This is a genomic window from Candidatus Methylomirabilota bacterium (assembly GCA_036005065.1).
Classification (GTDB): domain Bacteria; phylum Methylomirabilota; class Methylomirabilia; order Rokubacteriales; family DASRDR01; genus DASYQW01.
In genome coordinates this window covers 1-23488 of sequence record DASYQW010000355.1, presented here as the reverse complement: position 1 = coordinate 23488, position 23488 = coordinate 1, and the positions used below count along the sequence as shown (strand labels likewise).

Annotated in this window: 27 protein-coding genes, 3 tRNA genes and 1 pseudogene; 26 read left to right on the top strand and 5 right to left on the bottom strand. The window is 71.6% G+C overall.

The window, feature by feature from the left end; genetic code table 11:
* From hslU to VGW35_24110, 14 genes are all read left to right on the top strand, one after another.
* The coding region (gene hslU / locus VGW35_24175) for an ATP-dependent protease ATPase subunit HslU (protein HEV8310770.1) at positions 1 to 1200 on the top strand (1200 nt) is incomplete at its 5' end.
* A 73-nt stretch (positions 1201 to 1273) separates the two neighbouring features.
* Positions 1274 to 2140: an acetylglutamate kinase gene (gene argB, locus VGW35_24170; protein ID HEV8310769.1), complete on the top strand. Its 867-nt coding sequence runs from the start codon at positions 1274 to 1276 to the stop codon at positions 2138 to 2140.
* A 262-nt stretch (positions 2141 to 2402) separates the two neighbouring features.
* Complete coding sequence (locus VGW35_24165) at positions 2403 to 3599, top strand: acetylornithine transaminase (protein ID HEV8310768.1); 1197 nt, start codon at positions 2403 to 2405, stop codon at positions 3597 to 3599.
* The gene (argF, locus tag VGW35_24160) at positions 3596 to 4519 is read left to right on the top strand and encodes an ornithine carbamoyltransferase (GenBank protein ID HEV8310767.1); all 924 of its coding nucleotides are present in this window, start codon (positions 3596 to 3598) and stop codon (positions 4517 to 4519) included. The genes VGW35_24165 and argF overlap by 4 nt, the downstream gene beginning before the upstream one ends.
* Positions 4516 to 5733, top strand: coding sequence for an argininosuccinate synthase (locus VGW35_24155; protein HEV8310766.1), 1218 nt, complete (start codon positions 4516 to 4518; stop codon positions 5731 to 5733). Before argF ends, VGW35_24155 begins: the two co-directional genes overlap by 4 nt.
* The gene (locus tag VGW35_24150; protein ID HEV8310765.1) at positions 5730 to 6455 is read left to right on the top strand and encodes a 2-phosphosulfolactate phosphatase; all 726 of its coding nucleotides are present in this window, start codon (positions 5730 to 5732) and stop codon (positions 6453 to 6455) included. Before VGW35_24155 ends, VGW35_24150 begins: the two co-directional genes overlap by 4 nt.
* A gap of 58 nt (positions 6456 to 6513) precedes the next feature.
* A complete protein-coding gene (gene pgsA / locus VGW35_24145; protein HEV8310764.1) occupies positions 6514 to 7092 on the top strand; it encodes a CDP-diacylglycerol--glycerol-3-phosphate 3-phosphatidyltransferase in 579 nt (192 codons plus the stop codon).
* Positions 7083 to 7685 (top strand): glycerol-3-phosphate 1-O-acyltransferase PlsY, encoded by a 603-nt coding sequence (gene plsY / locus VGW35_24140; protein HEV8310763.1) that lies wholly within the window; start codon positions 7083 to 7085, stop codon positions 7683 to 7685. The genes pgsA and plsY overlap by 10 nt, the downstream gene beginning before the upstream one ends.
* Positions 7686 to 7713: 28 nt before the next feature.
* Complete coding sequence (locus VGW35_24135) at positions 7714 to 8766, top strand: NAD(P)H-dependent glycerol-3-phosphate dehydrogenase (GenBank protein ID HEV8310762.1); 1053 nt, start codon at positions 7714 to 7716, stop codon at positions 8764 to 8766.
* 23 nt (positions 8767 to 8789) lie between these two features.
* Positions 8790 to 9785, top strand: a complete 996-nt coding sequence (gene galT / locus VGW35_24130; protein ID HEV8310761.1) for a galactose-1-phosphate uridylyltransferase — start codon at positions 8790 to 8792, stop codon at positions 9783 to 9785.
* Between the two features lie 212 nt (positions 9786 to 9997).
* Positions 9998 to 10072 (top strand) — tRNA-Gly (locus VGW35_24125).
* A 341-nt stretch (positions 10073 to 10413) separates the two neighbouring features.
* The gene (locus VGW35_24120) at positions 10414 to 10836 is read left to right on the top strand and encodes a response regulator (protein HEV8310760.1); all 423 of its coding nucleotides are present in this window, start codon (positions 10414 to 10416) and stop codon (positions 10834 to 10836) included.
* Between the two features lie 121 nt (positions 10837 to 10957).
* Positions 10958 to 11033: transfer RNA gene (locus tag VGW35_24115), tRNA-Cys, on the top strand.
* A gap of 55 nt (positions 11034 to 11088) precedes the next feature.
* Positions 11089 to 11162, top strand: a tRNA-Leu gene (locus tag VGW35_24110).
* 80 nt (positions 11163 to 11242) lie between these two features.
* Here VGW35_24110 and VGW35_24105 read toward each other — a convergent pair.
* Entirely contained in the window at positions 11243 to 11497 is a 255-nt protein-coding gene (locus VGW35_24105; protein ID HEV8310759.1) for a DUF2934 domain-containing protein, read from the bottom strand.
* Between the two features lie 486 nt (positions 11498 to 11983).
* On the opposite strand from VGW35_24105, the gene VGW35_24100 reads away from it, so the two are divergent.
* The 12 genes and pseudogenes from VGW35_24100 (at position 11984) to VGW35_24045 (ending at position 21377) form a co-directional block, all read left to right on the top strand.
* Entirely contained in the window at positions 11984 to 12349 is a 366-nt protein-coding gene (locus tag VGW35_24100) for a gas vesicle protein (GenBank protein HEV8310758.1), read from the top strand.
* Between the two features lie 3 nt (positions 12350 to 12352).
* A pseudogene (gene gvpJ, locus VGW35_24095) lies at positions 12353 to 12568 on the top strand (gas vesicle protein GvpJ).
* Between the two features lie 126 nt (positions 12569 to 12694).
* The gene (locus VGW35_24090; GenBank protein ID HEV8310757.1) at positions 12695 to 14839 is read left to right on the top strand and encodes an ATP-binding protein; all 2145 of its coding nucleotides are present in this window, start codon (positions 12695 to 12697) and stop codon (positions 14837 to 14839) included.
* An 11-nt stretch (positions 14840 to 14850) separates the two neighbouring features.
* A complete protein-coding gene (locus VGW35_24085; protein ID HEV8310756.1) occupies positions 14851 to 15285 on the top strand; it encodes a response regulator in 435 nt (144 codons plus the stop codon).
* A gap of 87 nt (positions 15286 to 15372) precedes the next feature.
* Entirely contained in the window at positions 15373 to 16191 is an 819-nt protein-coding gene (locus VGW35_24080; GenBank protein ID HEV8310755.1) for a GvpL/GvpF family gas vesicle protein, read from the top strand.
* 40 nt (positions 16192 to 16231) lie between these two features.
* Positions 16232 to 16555 carry a gas vesicle protein GvpG gene (locus tag VGW35_24075; GenBank protein HEV8310754.1) on the top strand — a complete coding sequence of 108 codons (324 nt, stop codon included), beginning with the start codon at positions 16232 to 16234 and terminating at the stop codon, positions 16553 to 16555.
* Positions 16509 to 18632 carry an ArsA family ATPase gene (locus tag VGW35_24070; protein ID HEV8310753.1) on the top strand — a complete coding sequence of 708 codons (2124 nt, stop codon included), beginning with the start codon at positions 16509 to 16511 and terminating at the stop codon, positions 18630 to 18632. The genes VGW35_24075 and VGW35_24070 overlap by 47 nt, the downstream gene beginning before the upstream one ends.
* Positions 18578 to 19426, top strand: coding sequence for a GvpL/GvpF family gas vesicle protein (locus tag VGW35_24065; protein ID HEV8310752.1), 849 nt, complete (start codon positions 18578 to 18580; stop codon positions 19424 to 19426). The genes VGW35_24070 and VGW35_24065 overlap by 55 nt, the downstream gene beginning before the upstream one ends.
* Positions 19423 to 19653, top strand: coding sequence for a gas vesicle protein (locus tag VGW35_24060; GenBank protein HEV8310751.1), 231 nt, complete (start codon positions 19423 to 19425; stop codon positions 19651 to 19653). Before VGW35_24065 ends, VGW35_24060 begins: the two co-directional genes overlap by 4 nt.
* Positions 19650 to 20342 carry a GvpL/GvpF family gas vesicle protein gene (locus tag VGW35_24055; GenBank protein ID HEV8310750.1) on the top strand — a complete coding sequence of 231 codons (693 nt, stop codon included), beginning with the start codon at positions 19650 to 19652 and terminating at the stop codon, positions 20340 to 20342. Before VGW35_24060 ends, VGW35_24055 begins: the two co-directional genes overlap by 4 nt.
* Positions 20333 to 20692 (top strand): gas vesicle protein K, encoded by a 360-nt coding sequence (locus VGW35_24050; GenBank protein ID HEV8310749.1) that lies wholly within the window; start codon positions 20333 to 20335, stop codon positions 20690 to 20692. Before VGW35_24055 ends, VGW35_24050 begins: the two co-directional genes overlap by 10 nt.
* A 181-nt stretch (positions 20693 to 20873) precedes the next feature.
* Complete coding sequence (locus VGW35_24045) at positions 20874 to 21377, top strand: response regulator (protein ID HEV8310748.1); 504 nt, start codon at positions 20874 to 20876, stop codon at positions 21375 to 21377.
* Positions 21378 to 21506: 129 nt separating this feature from the next.
* Here the strand turns inward: VGW35_24045 and VGW35_24040 are convergent, their stop codons facing one another.
* From VGW35_24040 to VGW35_24025, 4 genes are all read right to left on the bottom strand, one after another.
* Positions 21507 to 21917, bottom strand: a complete 411-nt coding sequence (locus VGW35_24040; protein ID HEV8310747.1) for a rhodanese-like domain-containing protein — start codon at positions 21915 to 21917, stop codon at positions 21507 to 21509.
* Positions 21918 to 21970: 53 nt separating this feature from the next.
* Complete coding sequence (locus VGW35_24035) at positions 21971 to 22726, bottom strand: high-affinity nickel-transport family protein (protein HEV8310746.1); 756 nt, start codon at positions 22724 to 22726, stop codon at positions 21971 to 21973.
* 43 nt (positions 22727 to 22769) lie between these two features.
* Positions 22770 to 23135 carry a cupin domain-containing protein gene (locus VGW35_24030; protein HEV8310745.1) on the bottom strand — a complete coding sequence of 122 codons (366 nt, stop codon included), beginning with the start codon at positions 23133 to 23135 and terminating at the stop codon, positions 22770 to 22772.
* Positions 23132 to 23488, bottom strand: a 357-nt coding sequence (locus VGW35_24025) for a copper-binding protein (GenBank protein ID HEV8310744.1), incomplete at its 5' end; no start/stop codon positions are given. The genes VGW35_24030 and VGW35_24025, both read right to left, overlap by 4 nt.

Here is a 23488-nt window from a genome sequence, read left to right as displayed (position 1 = left end):
ATCATCATGATCGGGCCCACCGGGGTGGGCAAGACCGAGATCGCCCGCCGGCTCGCCCGCCTGGCTCAGGCCCCCTTTCTGAAGGTCGAGGCCTCCAAGTACACCGAGGTCGGCTACGTCGGCCGCGACGTCGAGTCGATGATCCGCGACCTGCTGGAGCTCGCGGTGAACATGGTGAAGGCGGAGATGACCGAGGCGGTCGCCGAGAAGGCCGCTCAGGCGGCCGAGGAGCGCCTGCTCGACCTCCTGTTGCCGCGGACGCGCTCCCGGGACCCGGTGGGGTTCCCGGGGGTGGAGGAGGTCTCGCCCGACGCCAACCGGGCCGCCACCAAGGAGAAGCTCCGGGGCCAGCTGCGGGCCGGGCGGCTGGACGAGCGGCTGATCGAGCTCGAGGTCAAGGCTCAGGCCATGCCCATGGTCGAGATCTTCTCGGCGACCGGCATGGGCGAGATGGACCAGAACCTCCGCGAGATGCTGTCCAACATGCTGCCCACCCGGACCAAGCAGCGGAAGGTCAAGGTCGCCGAGGCCAAGCGGATCCTGGCCCAGGAAGAGGCACAGAAGCTCATCGACATGGACGAGGTCACCGGTCAGGCCATCCGCCGGGTCGAGAACTCCGGGATCATCTTCCTGGACGAGCTCGACAAGATCGCCGGCCGCGAGCGCGGGCACGGCCCGGACGTCTCGCGCGAGGGCGTCCAGCGGGACCTCCTGCCCATCGTCGAGGGCTCGACGGTGATGACCAAGTACGGCATGCTCCGGACCGATCACATCCTCTTCATCGCCGCCGGCGCCTTCCACGTCGCCAAGCCGGCCGACCTGATCCCCGAGCTCCAGGGCCGGTTCCCCATCCGAGTGGAGCTGGAGCCGCTCACGAAAGGCGACTTCGTCCGGATCCTGACCGAGCCGCGGAACGCCCTGATCACGCAGTACGTCGAGCTGCTGAAAACGGAAGGGGTCACGCTGCAGTTCTCGCCTGACGCGGTAGAGGCGATCGCCGACATCGCGACCAGCGTGAACGAGCGCACCGAGAACATCGGCGCCCGGCGGCTCTACACGATCCTGGAGCGGCTCCTCGAGGAGATCTCGTTCCAGGCGCCGGAGATGCCCGGGAAGGCCCTCGCCATCGACGCGGGCTACGTCCAGGCGCGCCTGGCCGACGTCGTGAAGGACGAAGACCTGAGCCGCTACATCCTCTGACGATGGACGCGCCCATCTTCCCGCGGACGGTCGCCGACGGATCGCCCGGGGTCGCCCTGTCGTGACGGGAGCCATGGAGAAGCTGATCGAGAAGGCCGGGACCCTGATGGAGGCGCTTCCCTACATCCGCGCCTTCTGGGGGAAGACGTTCGTCATCAAGTATGGCGGCGCCGCGATGGAGGCGCCGCACCTCACCGAGGGCTTCGCCCTGGACGTGATCCTCTTGAAGTACGTGGGGATGAACCCCGTCATCGTCCACGGCGGCGGGCCCCAGATCGACACCTTCATGAAGCGGCTCGGCAAGGAGCCGCGCCGGGTCGGCGGGATGCGCGTGACCGACGAGGAGACGATGGAGATCGTCGAGATGGTGCTCGTCGGTCGCATCAACCAGGAGATCGTGGGCCTCATCAACTACCACGGGGGACGCGCGGTCGGCCTGAGCGGCAAGGACGGCACGCTCATTCGGGCGCGGAAGATGACCCATCGCACGGCGGCCGGGGCCGATGTGGACATCGGGCTGGTGGGCGAGGTGGAGGCGGTCAATCCGGAGCTGCTCCGGCTGCTCGAGAACAACGGGTTCATCCCCGTCATCGCGCCGGTGGGTGTGGGCGTCGATCGCGAGACCTACAACATCAACGCGGACCTGGTGGCCGGTGAGGTGGCGGCGGCACTCAGCGCGGAGAAGCTCATCCACCTCACCGACGTCGAGGGGATCCGGGGGCCCGGCGGCGACCTCCTCTCGACCCTGACCCAGGCCGAGGCCAGACGCCTGGTGGCCGCCGGCGTGATCGAGGGGGGCATGCTCCCCAAGGTGGACTCGGCCCTCCGGGCGCTGGCCGGGGGGACGGCCAAGGCCCACATCCTGGACGGCCGCATCGCCCACGCGATCCTGCTCGAGATCTTCACCAAGGAAGGGATCGGCACCGAGATCGTCCTCTGAGTCATGGGAGGGGGCCTCGCCGGCCCCTCCCAGACCCCTGAGGGACAAGGTTGCGCGGGCCCAGCCCCTGACGGCTCGTGCTAAGATAAGCGAGCCATGCCTGCCCACCTCCGGATGAGGCTTGGCCCCGGGTCGCGGCGGAGGTCGAGCCTCCATCGCCGCCCGGGGGGATTCCGACCCGGTTCGGGTCCCCGCGCCGTTGGCGCGCGGTCCTGCTGAAGATCCCCTGTCCGCGGCGATCCGCCGCACTCCGGAGGCGACCATGAGCCAGGACACGAAGACACTGCTCGATTTGGCGAACCGCTATCTCATGCAGAACTACGCCCGGGCGCCCCTCTGCCTGGTGCGTGGCGAGGGTGTGCGGGTCTGGGACACGGACGGCAAGGAGTACCTCGATTTCGTCGGCGGCATCGCGGTGGACGCGCTCGGGCACAGCCACCCGAAGATCGTCGGGGCGATCCGGGAGCAGGCGACGACGCTGCTCCATGTGTCGAACCTCTACCAGATCCCGTCGCAGATCCACCTGGCCAAGCTCCTCTGCGAGCACTCCTTCGCGGACCGCGCCTTCTTCTGCAACTCGGGCACGGAGGCGAACGAGGCGGCCATCAAGCTGGTCCGGAAGTACGCCAAGGACGTGCTCAGCACGGATCGCGTGGACATCGTCACCATGCGGGGGGCCTTCCACGGCCGGACCATGGGGGCGCTGTCGGCGACGCCGAACGAGAAGTATCAGCACGGCTTCGAGCCGCTGCTGCCGGGGTTCAAGTACGTGCCGTTCGGCGACCTGCGGGCGGCCGAGCGAGCGGTGGACAACCGGACGGCGGCGATCCTGGTGGAGCCGATCCAGGGCGAGGGCGGGGTGAACGTGGCGCCGGATGGCTACCTGGCCGGGCTCCGGGGGCTCTGTGACACGAGCGGCGCGCTCCTCGTCTTCGACGAGATCCAGACCGGGATGGGCCGGACCGGGCGGCTGTGGGCGCACCAGCACTGGGGGGTCGAGCCCGACGTCATGACGCTGGCCAAGGCGCTGGCCAGCGGCATCCCCATCGGTGCCATGCTGGCCAAAGAGTTCTGCGCGCGCGTCATGCTGGCGGGCACCCATGGCACCACCTTCGGTGGCAACCCTTTCGCGACCACCGTCGGGGTCGCCACCGTCACCACCATGCTCGAGGACAAGCTCCCCGAGCGAGCGGACCGCGTCGGCACCTACTTGCTCGATCGCCTGCGGGCCCTCCGGCTGCCGGCCCTCCGCGAAGTCCGCGGGAAGGGGCTGCTGATCGGGATCGAGCTCGATCGGCCGGCCTCCGGCGTCGTCGCGGCCTGCCGCGACCAGGGTCTCCTGGTCCTGAGCGCCGGTGACACCGTGCTCCGGTTGACGCCGCCGCTCGTCGTCGACGAGACCGACGTGGATCGCGCGGTCGAGATCCTGACCCACGTCTTCGGCCGGAGCGCGTCGTGAAGCACCTGCTGTCGATCACGGACCTCTCGCGCACGGACGTCGACGATCTGTTCCGACTGGCCGCCGACTGGAAGGCCCGTGTCAAGGCCGGCGTCCACGCCACGCCGCTCCGCGGGCGGTCGCTGGCGCTCGTCTTCGAGAAGCCGTCGCTGCGGACGCGGGTCACGTTCGAGGTCGGCATGGCCCAGCTCGGGGGGGCTCCCGTCTACCTGGCCGCCCAGGACATCGGCCTCGGCCGCCGTGAGTCGGTGACCGACGTCGCCAGGAACCTCGGACGCTGGGTCGACGCCGTGGTGGCCCGGACCTTCGAGCAGGCGACCGTCGAGCGCCTGGCCCGCCATGCCGGCATCCCGGTGATCAACGGGCTCTCGGACCACGAGCACCCCTGCCAGGCCCTGGCCGACTTCTTCACGCTCTGGGAGCGCGGGCTCGATCTGGCCAAGCTCCGGGTGGCGTGGGTGGGCGACGGCAACAACGTGTGCCATTCCCTCGTGCTGCTGGCGGCCCTGACCGGCACCGAGACCCGTCTGGCCTGTCCTCCCGGGTACGAGCCGGCCCGAGCCGTGCTGGAGACGGCGCGGGCCCTCGGCGGCCGGGTGGAGGTGACCGCCGACGTCCGCGAAGCCGCCGACGGGGCCGACGTCCTCTACACGGACGTCTGGATCAGCATGGGACAGGAGGCCGAGCGCGAGCGCCGGCTGGAGGCCTTCAGCCGCTATCAGCTGAACGAGCGTGTGCTCGGGTTGGCCAAGCCGGGCGTGGTCGTCATGCACTGTCTTCCCGCGCACCGGGGCGAGGAGATCACGGACGCCGTGCTGGACGGCCCGCAGAGCATCGTGCTCGACCAGGCCGAAAACCGCCTGCACGTGCAGAAAGCCATCCTGCTGACGCTGCTCGGCGCCTCCTCGGCCCGCCCATGACGAAGCCCCAGAAGATCGTGCTCGCGTACTCCGGCGGCCTCGACACCTCGGTCATCCTCCGCTGGCTCATCGAGACCTATGGCGCGGAGGTGATCGCCTTCACGGCCGACCTCGGCCAGGGCGAGGAGCTGATCCCGATTCGCGAAAAGGCCTTGAAGACGGGGGCCAGCCGCGTCCACGTCGCCGACCTCCGCGACGAGTTCGTCCGCGACTTCGTGTTTCCGGTGCTCCGCGCCAACGCGGTCTACGAGGCGGGCTACCTCCTCGGCACCTCGTTCGCCCGTCCGCTCATCGCCCGCGCCCAGGTCGCGGTGGCGCTGGCCGAGGGCGCCGACGCGGTGGCCCACGGCGCGACCGGGAAAGGGAACGACCAGGTGCGCTTCGAGCTGACCTACGCCGCCCTGGCTCCCGATCTCCAGGTCGTGGCGCCCTGGCGCGAGTGGGACCTCCGCTCGCGCTCCGACCTGATGGCGTACGCCGCGCGCCACGGGATCCCCGTGCCGACGACGCCCGAGCGGCCGTACTCGATGGACCGGAACCTGTTCCACATCTCGTACGAGGGCGGCATCCTGGAGGACCCGTGGGCGGAGCCGCCGGTGAAGATGTTCCTGCTGACCGTCTCGCCCGAGGAGGCGCCGGATGTCCCGGCCTCGGTCGAGATCGACTTCGAGGCCGGAACGCCGGTCGCGGTCGATGGCCGGCGCCTAGGGCCGGCGGCGCTGCTGGAGCGGCTCAACGGCATCGGCGGGGAGAACGGCGTCGGCCGGATCGATCTGGTCGAGAACCGCTACGTCGGGATGAAGTCGCGGGGCGTCTACGAGACGCCGGGCGGGACGATCCTCCACGTCGCCCACCGGGCGCTCGAGTCGCTGACCCTCGACCGCGAGCTGCTGCACCTCCGGGATTCGCTCGCCCCGCGTTACGCGGAGATGGTCTACTACGGCTACTGGTACGCGCCGGAGCGGGAAGCGCTCCAGGCGTTCATGGACGAAGCCCAGCGGGACGTGACGGGGACCGTGCGGCTCAAGCTCTACAAGGGCAACGTCATGGTCTCCGGCCGGCGCTCGCCCCGGTCGCTCTACCGGCAGGACATCGCCACCTTCGAGGCGGACTCCGTCTACCGGCAGAAGGACGCCGAGGGATTCATCCGGCTGAACGCCCTGCGGCTCCGTATCCGATCTCTCCGAGATCGGTCGCCGGGCTCATCGCGGTGATCGACGTCGCGTTCACCTCGGAGGAGGCCGCCCGTCGGCCGCTGGCCGGCGTGTCCGCCGTCGTCATCGACGTGATCCGGGCCTCGACCACCATCGTGACCGCGCTCGCGCACGGGGCGCGGGCCGTCCGGCCGGTCGCCACGCCCGACGAGGCGAGGGCGCTGGCCCGGAGGTGGCCGGGAGATCCGGCGCTCCTCGGAGGCGAGCGAGGGGGCGAGCCGCCGCCCGGCTTCGACTGCGGCAACTCGCCCGCCGAGTACACGCCCGAGCGGGTCCGCGGGCGGACCGTCATCTTCACGACGACCAACGGCACCCGGGCCTTGCTGGCCGTGGAAGGCGCCAAGCAGGTGGCGGTCGGCGGGTTCGTCAACGCGAGCGCGGTCGTCGACTGGCTCGGGCGCCAGGCGACCGAGGTGCTGCTCGTCTGCGCCGGCGAGACCGGACGATTCTGCCTCGAAGACGCCGCCTGCGCCGGGCTGCTGGTCGCGCGGCTCTGGGCGGCGCGGCCGGGCGCGGTTCGGTCCGACGCCGCCCGGGCCGCCGCGATTCTCTACGCCCACTACGCGTCGGACCTGGGCTGGATGCTCGACGAGGCCCTGTGGGCTCAGGCCCTGGTGGCCCAGGGGCGGGGCGCCGACCTGCCGGTCTGTGCCGCGCTCGACGCCTTCGACGTGGTGCCGGTCGCGCGCGAGGGGGTGCTCGTGGCCGAGGGCCGCGATTGACAGCGTTCACCGTCGACCGCCATAATGGACCCGTTGTCGGAGGTGCCGGAGGCGACGGGTGAACCTTCCTACCTATCTGACTCTTGCGCGGATCTGCCTCGTTCCGCTCGTGGTGGTGTTCCTCATTTCGGCCGACTCGGTCCATTCGCTGCTGGCGGCCGTGTTGTTCGGCGCGGCGGCCCTGACCGACTGGCTCGACGGGCTGATCGCGCGCCGCCGCCGCCAGGTCACCACGCTGGGGAAGCTGCTGGATCCGGTGGCCGACAAGCTCCTGGTGGCGGCGGCCCTCATCTCGCTGGTCCAGGTCGGCCGGGTCGAGGCCTGGATCGTCGTCGTCATCATCGGGCGTGAGCTGGCGGTGACGGGACTCCGGGCCGTCTCGGCCGGTCAGGGGGTCGTCATGGCGGCCTCGGACCTGGGCAAGTACAAGACGGTGTCCCAGTACCTGGCGGTGACGCTCCTGATTCTCGAGAAGAACGTGACGGTCGGGCTGGAGCCCGAGTTCGCCTACATCTCGCGCGGGATGCTGTGGGCCGCCCTGACCCTGACCGTCGTCTCCGGTATCGACTACTTCGTCCGCTTCTATCGCGGGAGCGACCTCGAGGCCCTCGTCCGGGAGGACGATCGCTGGCGCTGACCGTCCTCGGGCTCGCGCTCGCCTACCTGATCGGTGCGATCCCCGTCGGCTACCTGGTGGCCCGCGCGCTCGGGGTGGACGTCCGGCGCCGCGGCAGCGGAAACATCGGAGCCACCAACGTGCTGCGTAGCGTCGGGCGGGGTCCGGCCGTGGCGACCCTGGTTGGGGATGTCGCCAAGGGGTACGCGGGGGCGTGGATCGGCGGCCTGGCCGACCCGAGCGCCGGGGTGGCTGCCCTCGCGGTCGTCCTCGTCGTCGTCGGGAACTGCTGGTCCGTCTTCCTGGCCTTCCGCGGGGGCAAGGGAGTGGCCACCGGACTGGGCGCGTTTCTCCGCGCCACTCCCTGGGCGATCCTGCCGGCGGCCATCGTCTGGGTGGCGCTCGTCGGGACGTTCCGCTTCGTGTCCCTCGCCTCGCTCTGTGCCGCGCTGGGTCTGCCGCTGGCCATCCTCTTCCTCGGCTACCCGCTGCCCCTGGCGGGCGCAGGCGCGGTGGTCGCCCTGATCGTGCTGGTGCGGCACCGGGCGAACGTCGAGCGGCTCCTTCAGGGGACCGAGCGGCGGTTCGGGGAGCGGGAGCCGGCTCGCGGCTGAGCGGCGAGCCGAGGCCCTGGACAACGCAGTGACGGACGGGACGGCCGTGATCGGCGCCGGCGCCTGGGGCACGGCCCTCGCGGTCCACGCCGCGCGGGCCGGCCTGAGACCGCGACTCTGGGTGTTCGAGCCCGAGCTCCTGGCGCTCCTCCTGAAGGCGCGCGAGAATCCGTGGTACCTTCCGGGCATTCGTCTGCCCGAGAGCGTGACACCGATCGGGTCGCTCCGGGAGGCCGCCGCGGGGGCGACGCTGGTCATCGTGGCCGTGCCCACCCACGTCGTCCGGCGAGTCGTCGCCGAGCTGGCACCGCACCTCGGACCGGCGGCGTGCGTGGTATCGGCGAGCAAGGGTATCGAGGAGGAGCGCCTGGCCCGGGTCTCGGAGATCCTGACCGAGCTGGTGGCGCCGCCCGCCCGCGGGCGCGTCGCGGTGCTGTCGGGGCCGACGTTCGCCCTCGAGGTGGCCCAGGATCGCCCGACGGCGGCGGTGGTGGCTGCCGCCGACGCCGGCCTGGCGCAGGAGCTCCAGCAGAGACTCGCCACGCCGACCTTTCGCCTGTACACGCAGACCGACGTCACCGGCGTCGAGCTGGGCGGGGCCTTGAAGAACGTGATGGCCATCGCGGCCGGCATCTCGGACGGGCTGGACCTCGGCGCCAACGCGCGGGCCGCGCTCCTGACGCGCGGACTGGCCGAGATGACGCGGCTCGGCGTCGCGCTGGGGGCGCGAGCGCGGACGTTCGCCGGCCTGGCCGGGCTCGGCGACCTCCTGCTCACCTGCACGGGCCAGCTCTCCCGCAACCGCCGGCTCGGACTGGCGCTGGCCGGCGGCACGTCTCTTGCGGAGTGGCAGGGTGGCACCCGCTCGGTCGCCGAAGGCGTGCTCACGACGCGGGCGGCTCTGGCCCTGGCCGGCAAGGTCGGAGTGGCGACCCCGATCGCGTCGGAAGTCGGGGCCGTCCTGTTCGAGGGCAAGCCGGCGCGCGAGGCGCTCACCTCGCTGCTCCGCCGCCACGTCCGGCCGGAGGAGGAGCCCGAAGACCCGGCGGGAGCGGCCGAACCAGGATCGGTGTCCGGCTAAACACAGGCGAGAGGAGTCGAGCGGTGCCCGAGCTTCGCAAGGATCCCATCGTAGGGCGCTGGGTGATCATCGCCACCGAGCGCGCGCGCCGTCCATCGGACTTCACCCCGGAGCCCACCGTCCTCAAGGGGCCGTCGGGGTGTGTGTTCTGTCCGGGCAACGAGGACAAGACGCCGCCCGAGGTGCTGGCGTTCCGGCCGGGCGGCGCCGGGCAGTGGACCCTGCGGGTCGTGCCCAACAAGTTCCCGGCGCTCCAGATCGAGGGCGAGATCGAGCCGGAAGGCGAGGGCATCTACGATCGGATGAACGGCATCGGGGCCCACGAGGTCATCATCGAGACGCCGGATCACTTCGCCAACCTGGGGACGCTGTCGGTCGGGGCGGTCACCGACATGATCTTCGCCTATCGCGAGCGGCTGCTCGACCTGAAGAAGGACCCGCGCTTCGAGTACATCCTCATCTTCAAGAACCAGGGGGCCCCGGCTGGCGCGTCGCTCGAGCACCCCCACTCCCAGCTCATCGCCACCCCGATCCTCCCCGAGCTGGTCGTCGAAGAGCTCGAAGGCGCCGGGCGGTACTACCGGATGAAGGAGCGCTGCGTGTGGTGCGACATCGTGCGCCAGGAGCGCCGAGAGGGCAAGCGAATCATCCTCGAGCAGAACGGCTTCCTGGCCCTGGCTCCGTTTGCGCCGCGCTTCCCGTTCGAGACCTGGGTCCTGCCGGTCGACCACCGGGCGACGTTCGAGAGCATCGAGCCCGGCGACGTCGACGCCCTGGCCCGCCTCCTCCGCGAGCTGGTCACGCGGTTCAACCGGGTGCTCCGGGATCCCCCCTATAACTACGCCCTTCACACGGCCCCGCTGCGCGCCGTGGAGCTCGACCACTTCCACTGGCACCTCGAGTTCATGCCGAAGCTCACCAAGGTGGCCGGATTCGAGTGGGGCACGGGGTTCTTCATCAATCCGACCCCCCCGGAGGAGGCCGCGCGGTTCTTGCGGGCCGAGCCGACGCCAGCGTGACCGCCGGCGCCAGCGCCGACCGGGCCCTGGGTCATTTTCGGGGGGGTCTCGGAAGACCCCCCCGATGCCCCCCCGTCGTGGCGGCGGCGAAGCCGCCGCTCGGAGTACTCCTCGATGCACCACGCGCTCGATGGTCGGCGCCGAGGTTACTTCGACACGCCCCTGGCGCGTTGACCTCGGTGAGCGAGTTTGCTAGAATCCGTCGTCGTCGAGCGGGAATAGCTCAGGGGTAGAGCACAACCTTGCCAAGGTTGGGGTCGCGGGTTCAAATCCCGTTTCCCGCTCCAGCCCTCCTGGCCGGCCCCGGTAGTCCCGGGGCCGGTCCTGTATAGGCCTCATCGCCGCCGCGCGTCGGTCATTCCCACCCCTAGGGTCCCCCTGGAATCGTCGCGGTGAAGTCCTTAGGGGAGATTCTCTACTGTCACCGATGGGACGTCGATTCGCGTCGATCTGTCCGCGTTCCGAACGTCCGACGCCACGTCTTGAAGCTGGCACCACGCGATGGCGTGAGCTTCGACCAGGACGCGTCGGCACGGCCGATGCACAGGAGGCCCGCACGGCGCGATCGTTGGCTTCGGCCGGCTCCGCCAGTCCGGCCTGGCGCCGGGACGCGAAAGGGGGGAACGAGATGGGACGACCGTCCACGTCGCCGCCGACCCATTCCGCAGGCTCGACACCGGTCGTGCTCCTCGTGGACGACCACGCGGACAATCGAGACCTCTACGCGATGTTCTTGCGGTTCGAGGGCTTCGAGGCCCACACCGCGACCGATGGCCGGGATGCCATCGAACAAGCCCGCATCGTCACGCCCGACTGCATCGTCATGGACCTGTCCCTGCCGGTCATGGACGGCTGGACGGCGATCCGTCGTCTCCGGGCGAATGAGAAGACCAGGGCGATCCCGATCATCGCCCTCACCGGCCACGCGCTGACCGGACAGGAGCGCATCGCCAGGGAGTCAGGGTGCGACCGGTTCTTGACGAAGCCCTGCCTGCCCGACGAGCTGGCCGCGGAGATCCGGCGGCTTCTCCAGGGCTCCGTTCGCCGATAGCCCTCGCCCCGCGCCCGTCACGGCGCCGGCGCGGCGCCGTCGCCGTCTCCCGAGCACTCCCGCCGCACCGGAATGGCGCAAAGTGGTAGAATCAGTCGGTCGGGCGCGCCCGTCGAGGCACGGCGGCGTAGCCAAGTGGTTAAGGCGACGGTCTGCAAAACCGTTATCCGGCGGTTCGAATCCGCCCGCCGCCTCCAGCGATCTCCGGGGGATCCGCCGCCGGCGGATCCCCCGACGACGCTTTGACGAGTTGCTGGTGTAGCCCAATCGGCAGAGGCGGCCGACTTAAAATCGGTAGAGTGAGGGTTCGAATCCCTCCACCAGCACTCCCCCTCACGGAGCCCGACATCGCGGGGCGTTGCCCGGGTGCCGACCGGGCAGGGGGCGGCGGGGCCCCTCCCACGAACTACGAGGCCCGTTCCCCGCGCTCGGTCAACTCGCGCTCGGCCCGCAGCCAGTCGTCGAGATCCCTCCCGTGTCCCGACCCCCGTGAGAGGTAGATGTAGTAGGCGCGCACGGCGATCTGTTCGTAGAGCAGGTCCGGAGCGCCCTGGCCCCGCGGGTCGTCGGCGGCTGCCGTGGTCCGCTTCGCGCGACCTCGACCGGTGGACGGCGGGCGCGTCGTCGTCTCCTTCTTGTCCGTCTTCTTGGCCATCATCATTCTCCGCTACGTCTGGACTGAGACCCATACCGTGTCTCGACCTGCGCCTCCATATTACGGATTGCCCGCCGATGTTCCATCATCATCTGTGCGACCTCTCGTGACCGAGGGTGGCCCGCCGGTCCGCCTGGCGGCCCTCCTGGGCAGCTCGTGACGGCAATCCCAATGCCGCGTGGAGTCGAGCAAAACGAGCGGCGCGGCCGGACCGGCGCGACCACGAGCGCCGGCTATCGGGGGTGAGAGGGACCGGACGCCGGCGGGCGCGCACCCCGGGACTCCTCTCGGGGACTGTTTGTCTTCGGGGCCGCCGGGTTTATACTGGCATATCGCGTCCAGGCCTCTCAGCGAATGCCGGAACCCCAGAAGGCGTCACACGATGGGATCGCGTGTATCGTGAGTCGTGAGCGTTAGAGGGTCGGGAGGTGCACCCTCGAGGCCGGCCCTGGCTGGTCCGTGCCGTCACGTTCAACGAGGATTCCCTGCGCCATGAGAACCGATCTGCCCCTCGGACCCCAGCGCACGACCGGGCTGGTAGACGTCCTCGACCGGGTGCTCGACAAGGGCCTCGTGATCGCGGGCGACATCAAGGTGACGCTCGCCGAGGTGGAGCTGCTCACCATCCGGATCCGGCTGATCATCTGCTCGATGGACAAGGCCCAGGCAATGGGCCTCGACTGGTGGAAGCACGATCCCAACCTGGCGCCCGGCCGGAGGCAGGTCTCGGGGGAGAACGAGGCGCTCCGGCGCCAGGTTCGGCAGCTCGAGCGCAAGGTCGCGTCCCTGTCCGCCGTGCGCGGCGCCCCGGCACGTCGCAGGGCATCCCGGGTAGGCCCGCAGACCAGAGGAGAGTGAGCAATGCCCGTTGAAAGAGCCATGGGGGGCACCAGCCTCATCGATGTCCTCGACCGCGTCCTGGACAAGGGCATCGTGATCGACGCCTGGGTTCGCGTGTCGCTCGTCGGTATCGACCTGATCACGGTGGAGGCCCGCGTCGTGGTGGCGTCCATCGACACCTACCTCAGGTACTCGGAGGCGGTCGGCGCGGTGGCCCCGGTGGCCCGGCCGGCAGCCCTCGAAGGACGGACGTCCGAGGCCGTGCTGGCCGAGAACGTGGCGCTGCGCGCCCAGCTTGCCGAGGCGAGCGGGGCGCCGGCGGCTCGACGGAGAGGTCGGCGGAAGACGCCGGCCGCGTAGATCGTGCCCCGGCTGACGTCGCTCCCGGCGCGCCGGCTGCCGGGGAGGGCCGCGACGCCCTCCGCGGAGGCCAAGCTCGCGCTCGTGGAGTTCTTCCTGGGCTGTGAGGACGTGCGCCAGTGCGCCCAGCGCGCCCTGGAGTGGCTGGTCGAGCACAGCGAGGTGAAGCAGGCGCTGTGCGCCGCGGTGGACCCCGACCTGGCGCGACTCACCGGCGTGGCGGGGCACGGGTTCCCGGCCGCCCGCGTCGCCCGGTTCGCGGTGGACCTCGACGCGCGAGACAACCCGCTCGTCAGCGCGCTCGGCGCCGGCCAGCCGGTGGCGTTCCCGGCGGACGGCGCCGATGTCGGCCGGCGCCCGTCCACGCCGTTCGGCCCCGCCGCGTTCCTGGCGGTGCCGCTGTGGGCACCCGTGGGTGACGAGCAGGTCCCGGCCGGGCTGCTGCTGGCCAGCCCGGTGTCCGCGGAAGTGACGCGGGGAGTGCGCTGGGTTGCCGAAGTCCTCGGTCACCGGCTGGTGCGCCCGAGGTTCTATGGCCGCCTGGTGCGGGAACGGGCACTGCTCCAGAGGGTGGTCAACGCCGTCCTCGACCCGGTCATGTTGACGGATGCCGAAGGACGGCTGGTGATCGCCAACAGCCGAGCCGAAACCCTGTTCGCCAGTCGCGAGGCCGAGAGCGAGGGGCGGCGCCGGGCGGTGGCGCTCAACAACATGCTCTTCACGTCGGTCCTGGGGCAGAGCGCCGTGCGCGAGGGCGCCGAGCGCCGGGAGATCCTCCTGGTCGACCCGACCGAGGGCTCGGACCTCCTGTTCGAGCTGCTCAGCACCACCGTCGAGGACCCCCGGGAGGGCACGGGGGTCGTGTCGGTTCTCCGGAACGTGACGGACCTCCGGCGGGCGACCGAGGAGATCGAGGAGAATTACCGGAAGATCCGGGGCGCCGAGGCCGAGATCCGGGCCGAGCGGGATCGGCTGGATCTCGTCATCGACTCGGTGGCCGACCCGATCCTGGTGACGGACCCGGTGGGGAACATCGTCATGATGAACGCCCCCGCCGAGCGGCTGTTCACCGCCGCGGCCCGGGCCACCGCCGAGGAGACTCAGCGGGTCCGCGCCAACGACGCCAACTTCACGTCGTTCGTGTCGAACCTGTTCTTCGGCGCCGCCGACCTGCGCTATCGCGGGGGGATCAGCCTGGTCGACCCCGAGACGGGCGCCGGGATCCCCGTGGAGGCCGTGTCCGGGAAGGTGCTCTCCGAGCACGGCGAGGTGACGGCGGTCGTGACGATCCTGCACGACCGCACCGAAGCGCTCGAGAAGGAGCAACTCTACGAGCAGCTCAAGCGCGCCTCCTCGGAGCTGGAAGAGAAGATCCGCCAGGCGACGGCCGAGCTGGTCCGTCAGAACGAGCTCCTGCGGCGGCAGGCCATCGAGCTGGAACAGGCCTCGGCGCTCAAGACGCAGTTCCTGGCGAACATGTCCCACGAGTTCCGGACGCCGCTCAACGCCATCCTCGGCTACACCAGCATGCTGCTCAAGGGCGTGGCCGGGGAGCTCACGACCCTGCAGCGGGACAACCTGTCGCGGGTGGACTCGAACGGGCGACACCTGCTGGCGATCATCAACGACATCCTCGACATCTCGCGCATCGAGGCCGGCCGCATGCCGCTCCACCTCGGGGAGTTCGAGGTGCCCGCCCTGATCAGGGAGGTCATGGCCGAGCTCGACCCCCTCATCGCCCGGTCGAAGCTCGAGGTCGTCAGCGAGATTCCCCCGGACATTCCGGCGCTCCGGAGCGACCGCGCGAAGGTCAAGCAGATCGTGCTGAACCTCCTGACCAACGCGCTCAAGTTCACGCCGCAGGGCCGGGTGAACGTGTCGGCCGCGGTCCTGCCGGCCACCCGGCAGATCGCGATCGCGGTGAGCGACACCGGGATCGGGATTCCCCCGGAGGAGCAGGCCAAGGTCTTCGAGGACTTCCGCCAGGCCGACAGCTCGTCCACCCGCCAGTACGGTGGGGCGGGGCTGGGGCTGGCCATCTGCCGCCGGCTCGCCACCATGCTCGAGGGGCAGGTCACGCTCACCAGCAAGGTCGGCGAGGGCTCGACCTTCACCCTGCTCCTGCCGCTCCGCCTCCGGCGCCGATGACGAAGCCATCGATGCGGGCGGATTCCTCTGGAGCTCCCCCGGGCGAGGCCCCCCTGATCCTGGTGGTGGATGACTTCGAGGACAACCGCGCGATGTACGTGCAGTTTCTCAGATTCGCGGGCTTCCGGGTGGCCGAGGCCGAGAACGGCAAGGTGGCCCTCGACCAGGCCACGACCCTGCGGCCCGACCTCATCGTCATGGACTTGTCACTGCCGGTGATGGATGGGTGGGAGGCGACGCGGCGGCTGAAGGGCGACGAGCGCACCAAGCGGATCCCGGTCCTGGCCCTCACGGGGCACGCGCTGGGGCGGCACTCCGAGGTCGCCCGGGAGGCGGGTTGCGACGCCTTCCTCACCAAGCCCTGCCTGCCCGAGGACCTGGTCGCGGAGATTCGCCGCATCCTGGCCGGAGCGGGGCTGAAGACGAAGCCGAAGAGCGGGAGATAGATCGTGGCGACGCGCAAGGGCAAGACGGGGACAGCGGGGCGGTCGGGTGGGGGGGGGCGAGCGGGCCGGTCGACCAAGGATCCCGGCATGCGCGCGGGCGGCGCCGCCGGCAAGGGCGCGCGTCGCGAGACCTCGCGCGGCCCGGCGGCGACGGACAGCCGCGGCAAGTACGTCTACTGCATCATCCAGAGCTCGGAGCCCCTCCGATTCGGACCGATCGGCATCGGCGCCGCCCCGGCCGAGGTCCACACCGTCAACTTCAAGGAGATCGCGGCGGTCGTCTCCGACACGCCGAGCGAGGTGTTCGACGCGACCCGCGAGAACGTGCTGGCCCACGAGCGGGTCAACGAGGCCGTCATGCGGCAGTTCACCGTGATCCCGATGTCGTTCGGCACGGTGTTCAAGACGCGGGATGACATCATCGAGCTGCTGCGGGGCGCTTACGACGCGTTCCGCGACGTGCTGGTCAAGATGCACGAGAAGCTGGAGTTCGGGCTCAAGGTTCTCTGGGATCGCGATGATGTCATACGCGAGCTCGAGCAGGAAGACGAGGACATCCGGCGGCTGAAGCACGAGATCTCCTCGCAAAAGGGCTCGACCTACTTCGCCCGCATGCAGTACGGCCGGCTGATCGACGCGGCGCTCCAGGCGCGGTCCGAGCGCTACGTGGCGGACATCTTCGAGCAGCTGCGTGACGTCGCCGTCGCCTCGCGGGCCAACAAGCCGATCGGCGACCGGATGATCATGAATGCCGCCTTCCTGGTGGCGCGCGACCGGGAAGCGGCCTTCGACGCGAAGGTGAAGGAGATCGGCGCCAGACAGGCCCACCTGACCTTCAAGTACACGGGCCCCTGGCCCCCGTACAACTTCGTGAACATCCGCTTGAAGCTGGAGCGGGCGAAGTAGGGGCCCGGCGCCGCTGTCGGGCGGCGGTCCTCATCGTCACATGCTGATCCTCGACACCCTGATCCTCGGCGGGCTCCGGTTCGTGCTCGGCAAGATCGCGGCCGCGGTCGACTCGGAGCTCAACGACGACAGCGCGCTCCGTGAGGAGCTCCTCGCCGCCCAGATGCGCCTCGAGCTGGGGGAGATCACCGACGAGGAGTTTGCGGCGATCGAGCGCGACCTCCTGCAGCGGATCAGCGAGATCCGCCGCGCGCGGACGGGGCCCGCGCCGGGGCGCGGCCGGGTCAAGGTCACGGGGGTGGAGGCCACCTTCACGGGTGACGAGCACGTCGGCGACCAGCCGGGGGCCGGCCGGGGTCGCTGAGCGGCGGCCGACCCGCCCCCGGACCCGAGGACGACGGGCTGCGAAGACTATCGACCCGGGGGGCGGGTTCCGGTTCTTCGGCGGCAAAGGCGGCGTCGGCAAGACGACCTGCGCGGCGGCGGCGGCGATCGGGCTGGCCGACGCCGGCCGGCGCGTGCTCGTCGTCTCGACGGACCCGGCGCACTCGCTGGGCGACGCCCTGGCCACCCGTCTCGGACCGCGGGCCTCCCGCATACGCACCCGGCGGGGCCAGCTCTACGCGGCCGAGCTGGACGCCGAGCGCGCGCTCGCGCGGTGGCTGACCCACCGCCGGGAGAAGCTGCGCGTGATTGCCGAACGCGGCACCTACCTCGACGATCAGGACATCGAGCGGCTCCTGCGGCTTTCCCTGCCGGGGGTCGACGAGCTGATCGGGCTCATCGAGCTCGCCCGCGTCGCCCGGGCGCGCCCGTACGAGGATGTCGTGGTGGATACCGCCCCCACGGGTCACACCCTGCGGTTCCTCGCCATGCCCGAGACCGTGCAGCGCATCGCCGCCGTGCTCGACCACATGTACGCGAAGCACCGCTTTCTGGCCGAGCGGCTCGGTGGCGGCTACCGCCCGGACCCGAGCGACGCGTTGATCGAGGAGATCGACGCCGAGGGGCGGGAGCTCCAGGCCTTGCTTCGCGATCGGCGCCGGTCCAGCTTCTGGTGGGTGCTCCTGCCCGAGGCGCTGTCGGTGGAGGAGGCGAAGGATGGTCTTCGCGAGCTGAGCCGCTGGGGCATGCCCGTCGGCGAGGTCGTCGTCAACCGCCTGACCCCGCCCCCCGACTCTCCCTGCGCCCGGTGCGGCGCCCGGATCCGGTCCGAGCGGGTCGCCGTCCGGGCGGTACGGGCCGCCTTTCGCGGGCGTCCCCTGCGCTTCGTGGCCGCCGCGGCGGAGGAGCCGCGCGGCCTCGGGGCCCTTCGGGCGATCGGGCGGCGCCTGACCGACGCCTCGCGCGGCGAAGGGTTGCTCGCCGGGCCGCCGCCCCGCGCTCCGCGCGCGGAACGGCGTCGCCGGCCCACCGGCCGCCCCAAGGAGTGGCTCGGGGTCGTGTCGCCGGACGCGGTGCGGCTCCTGCTCTTCACGGGCAAAGGCGGCGTGGGCAAGACGACCTGCGCGGCGACGGCGGCCCTCGCCCTCGCCGACCAGGCGCCCGCCCGGAAGATCCTCCTGCTGTCCACCGATCCCGCCCACTCTCTCGGCGACGTGCTGGCGGTCCCGCTGGGCGACCCGGCGCGCGGTCTGCCGGACGTCTCCGGGGGGCTGCGAGCCAGGGAGCTCGACGCCGACCGCGAGTTCCGCCGGCGCCAGGCCCGGTACCGCGAGGCGGTGGATCAGCTCTTCGCCGCGGTCCGGCGGGGGACGGGGTTCGACGCCGCGTTCGACCGGGCCGTGGTCCAGGATCTCATGGAGCTGGCGCCACCGGGCATCGACGAGCTGTTGGCCATGCTCTCGGTGACCGAGGCGCTCGTCCCCCGTGACGGAGGGGCCGCCGCCTATGACATGGTGGTCGTCGACACGGCGCCCACCGGCCACGCCCTCCGGCTCCTCGCCCTGCCGCGGGTGGCGCTCGAATGGGTGCGCGCGCTGCTCGCGATCCTTCTCAAGTACCGAGCGGTCATCCGCCCGGGTGCGCTGGCTCAGGATCTCGTGGAGATGTCGCGTGACTTGCGGCAGCTGGACGCGCTCCTGCGCGACGGCGGCGCCACGCGCGTCGTGGTGGTGACCCATGCCGCCGCGCTGCCGCGCCTGGAAACGCTGCGGCTCCTCGAGCGGCTACGTGAGCTACGGATGGCCGTCTCGGCGGTGATCGTCAACGCCGTCATCGCACCCGGCGCGCCCCGCTGTCGTCGCTGCGCGCGGGAGGCCGGGCGGCAGAGGCGGGAGATCGGGGCGTTGAGATCACAGAGTTCCCCTCGCCTCCCCACGGGAAACCCGCTCATCCTGACCCCCGAGACCGCGCCTCCCCCGCGCGGCGTCAGGGAGCTCCGGCGGTGGGGGGTGCGGTGGATGCGCCCCGACGCGAGTCCTGGCGGGCGAGCCCGGTGAGCCGGCGGACGACCTCGCCGACCGCGACGTACCTTTATTGTCTCGTGCCAGGGCCGGGCGCGCCGTCCCTCCGGGCCGTGCCCCCCGGCCTGCCCGGAATGAGCCGGCCGCGGGCCCTCCGGGCGGACGACGCGCTGTGGCTGATTGCGGCGGATGCGCCACTGGCGCGGTACGGCGCCGAGCGGATCGAATCGAAGCTCCACGACCTCGAGTGGGTCTCGGCGTGTGCCCTGGCGCACGAGGGCGTTGTCGAGCACGTGGCTCGCGCCGGGACGGTCGTTCCCATGAAGCTCTTCACGCTCTTCACCTCCGACGAGCGGGCGCTCGGTCACATCCGACGCCGGCGGAGGAGCCTGGAGCGGCTTCTTCGCCGGGTGGCGGGCCGGCAGGAATGGGGCGTCCGCGTCGGATTCGACGAGGCCCGCGCCCTTTCCCGGCACCGCGACCGCCGGCGTCCGCGGGGCGCCCGCCTGGGCCCGGGCGCGTGGTTCCTGGCCCGGAAGCGGGAAGAGCATGTAGCGGCCGGCGGCCTCCGGTCGAGCGCGCGCCTCGAGGCGGAGCGGGTCTTCCGAGCGCTGGCCCGGAAAGCGGACGCCGCCCGGCGCCGGGCGCCGCTCGCGGTCGAGGGGACGCCCCGGGTCCTGCTGGACGCCGCGTTTCTCGTCCGTTCCCGAAGAGGCCCCGGGTTTCGAGCCGCGGTCCGGGCGGCGGCGCGGCGGCTCGCCGACCAGGGTTGTATCGTCACCCTCACCGGGCCGTGGCCGCCGTACAATTTCGTCGGGTCGCCCCGATGAGACGGCGCCGACGGCCGGCGGCGTCCGCGGTGCTCCGGCAGGCCGACGCTTCGCTGCTCGAGCTCGTGGACCACGTGCTCACCAAGGGGATCGTCGTCACCGGCGACGTCACGCTCGGTCTGGCCGACGTGGACCTCGTGTACCTGCGTGTGTCGGCGCTCCTGTGCGCCGCCGACCGCGTCCTGCCGGGGTCCGGGCGGAGCCGATCGCGCCGGCGGGGCCGATGAAGCGCCTCTACCTCTACGCGCTCCTCGGCCGGCGTCCCCGGGGAGGCCCCGGCCGTGGCTTCCGGGGGGACCGGCTCCGGGTGTGGCCCGTCGGTGGCTTCTTCGTCGCCGCCTCCCCGATGGCCGAGGCCCCGCGGCTCGACGCGGCCTCGCTGCGCGGCCATGACGCGACGGTGCGGCGGCTGGCCGCCGCCGTCGACGCGATCCTGCCCTTCCGCTTCGGGGCGCTGGTGGCCGACGAGGCGCAGGTCGTCGAACTGCTCGAGCCGCAGGCCGCGGACTACCGCGACGCACTCGCCCTGGTCACCGGGCGCGAGCAGATGACCCTGCGCATTTACGGCGCGGCCGCCGGTGTCGCCCGGCGTGCCGTGCCCCCGGACGGAGGCGCCGGCGGTCCCGGCGCGCGCTATCTCGCAACCCGCATGCGGAGGCGGGCCAGGAGGCAGTCGGTGCCCGAGATCGAGCCGCTGCGGCCGGCCCTGGCCGCCTGGATCCGTGCGGAGCGCGCCGAGCGCCACTCGACGCCGCCCCTGGTCGCCAGCGTCTACCACCTCGTCGAGCGCGGCCGGAGTCCGGAGTACCTCGCTGCCCTCCGCGGGGCGGTCCGCCGCCTCGTGGGCATCCGGGTGCGCGCGAGCGGCCCCTGGGCCCCGTACGGCTTCGCCCCCGAGGCGCTCTGGTGGGAGTGAGGAAGAAGGGGGCGGTGGCGACCGTGACGGCCCGCGAGCTCCGCTCCCTGCGAGCCGAGCTCAGGCGGCGCACGGCACGCGCGGCGCCGTCACGCTGGAACGCCGATCCGGAGGACGTCCAGCGTTCCGTGGCCAAGCTCGTGCTGACGCTCGTGGAGTTCCTCCGACGGCTGCTCGAACGGCAGGCCATCCACCGGATGGAGAGGGGAACACTCAGCGCGGCCGAGATCGAGTCGATCGGTCTGGCTCTCATGCGCCTCGAGCAGACCATCCGCGCCCTCGCCCGGCGCTTCGGGCTCTCGCTGCGCGACCTCAACCTGGACCTCGGACCCCTCGGCCGGCTTCGCTGAGGCGAGACCACGCCCGCCCGGCCGGCGTCGGGGGCCGAGACAAGACTGTATGGCCACCGACGCCCGTCCACCCGGGCGCCCGCGCCATGATCGACGCCGAGCGCGGTCTTCCTCCGGGGATAATGCCTGGTACGCAGATTGCGTTCACCCGCTTGTCTTCTTGCGCGGGAGGGCCAGAGGCATGTCCGCACTGGAGCGCGCCCCGGGCCGGGCCGGGGGACCGGGTCTCCTGGTCGTCGATCACGACCCGGCCACGCGGGAACTCCTGCGAGAGTGTCTCGCGGGCGCGGGGTTCCGCAGCGACGAGGCCGGCGATTCCGAGACCGCGCTCGCCCGGGTGGGCGGGGGTGGTCCGGCTGCCGTCGTCCTACACGACCACGCGCGAGGCGAGCGAGGGCTGGAGATCCTGCGCGCTCTCCGCGCGCATCACCCCGCGTTGCCGGTGATCTTCATCGCCCGCTTCGAGGAGTCCGACACCCGGACTGCCGCCACGGCGCTGGCTGCCACCCACGTCGACAAACCGTTCCGCATCGCGGATCTCGTGGCGACGGTGCGACGCGCGCTGAAACCCGAGGCCGCCGAGTCCGCTCGAGCCCGCCCCCGGCTGGCGGGCCGGGGGGATCAGCCGGGCGGCCCCGACGCGCGGCGCGAGGCCCGATCGCTGCCCAGGCGCCGCTCGGCCTGAGGCGCTCCCGGTCGGACCCCACGCCGATGGACGTCCGCCGGAGGGCCAGTTCCGAGCGGCGGCTTGTGCCGCCGCAACGATCCTCGAGGTCTCGGAGGGGGGTGTTCCGACACCCCCTCCGAATCGAATTCAGCGCTCCAGCGGGTAGCCGCGGGCGACCCAGCCGGGAAAGCCCTCGCCCAACACGCTGACGTCGGCGATGCCCCGATCCCGGAGAAGTTGCGCGGCGGCCTGAGCGTCCTCGCCGGAGCACGCGCAGTAGAGGATCACGCGGCCCCGCGGGATCTCGTGGAAGCGCCGGCGCAGCTCGCCGACAGGGATCGAGCGGGCGCCGGGCAGGTGACCCTTTTGGTACTCCGCCGCCGGGCGGAGATCCACCAGCGCCGGGCGCTCCCGCCCCTCGAGGAGGCGGCGGACCTCGTCGGCGCCGACGGTCGGGACCGACCCGGCGAGCCCGTGGATGGCCCCGGCCGGCTCGGCCGCCACCAGCAGCAGGCTGACCATCCCCGCCGCCAGGGCCCGCAGGCGGCTTCCCGTCATCCCCGCCCGGTCGGGCTCGGCCTCGATGCCTTCACCCGCTCGCCCGCCAGGTGTCAGCCCACGAAGGCGAGCTGGTAGGCGAGGAAGCCGCCGAAGGCGAGGCTCAGGACCCCGGAGGCGATCGCGAGGCCCCGGTTCGCGCGCCCCAGCCGCCTTGCCGAGTACGCGAAGGGCACCGCCACCAGGGTGGTGATGAGCATCATCCCGGCGATCGTCCCGAGCCCGAACACCAGGAGGTAGGCGACGGCCCAGAGCGGATGGCGGATCGTGGCCAGCACCAGCAGCGCCACGGCGGCCGACCCGGCCAGGCCGTGGACCAGGCCGATCAGGACCGGGCGCAGGATCCGGGCGAGCCCGGCCCGGCCGAGCGTGCGATCCAGCCAGGTCGGCAGCGTCTGACCCTCGAGGTGACCGTGGGCGCCCGGTCCATGGCCATGCGGGTGCTCGTGGACATAGACCCCGTGGCCGTGGGGGTGCGAGTGCAGGTCGGGCGCGGCGACGGGCCCCGTCGAGCGGAAGACGTCGCGCAGCGTCCACAGCCCGAGGCCGATCAGGACGAAGGCCACGCCCAGCTCCATTCCGAGGCCGAGCCGCGGCGGGATCACGAGACCGAACAGCACGATGGCGCTCCCAACCACGAGGATCGTCAGGCCGTGGCCCACGCCCCACAGGAGGCCGACCAGGACGGCCCCGCGAATCGTCCGCTGGCGGCTCACGATGGTCCCGACAGCGATGACGTGATCGGGGTCGGTGGCGTGACGCATCCCGAGAAAGAAGCCCAGCAGCACCACCGTGAGCAGCCCGAGCATCGCCTGGCCTCCCGGGCGCGCCCCCGCGAGGGCGCCGCCGGTGTCAGTCACACTTCTTGAAGAACACGACCCAGAGCTTGACGGCCACGTCGCCCTCGTTCCGGGCGTCGTGGGGGGTCAGCGCCGGGAGCCAGCGAACCGTGCCCGGCCGCATCACCTCTCGGCCGTTGTCGGTGACCAGCGTGAGCTCGCCCTCCACCACGATTCCCATCTCCGGATCGAGGCCCTGATGCCGGCCGGAGGCCGATCCGGGCGGGAACGTGAGCAGCGCGACGCGGACGCTCTCGTTCTCCAGCGCCACCTGCTCCTGGATGATTCCCTGGGGCGCCTGGGCGGCGCCGGCGGCCGGCAGCGCGAGGAGCCAGGCGACCGCCAGACTCACGGCCGCCCTCCGGAAGAACGCACTCATTGGGACTCCTTCTTGATTGCGACGAGCAACAGTCGCCCGCTCCGCTGCTCCAACTTGAAGCTCACGGGGTCCCCCGGGGCGAGCCCTCCGAGGAGCTTCGGATTCTCGACGTCGAAGCCCATCGTCATCCCTCGCATGAGCCCGGGGATCGTCTCGTGGGTGAGCCAGATAGTTCCCGTCCCGGGCTGGACCGACCGGACGATCCCCCGAGCCGTCCAGGACTGCTGAGCCGCCTCGCGCGCGCGGATGGTCTCGCGCGCCTGCTCGAGCTCTTCCCGGAGCTGGCGGACGTCGCGCGCCCACCAAAGATAGCCGCCTCCGACTCCCAGCGCCAGCGTGAAGTTCAGGAGCGC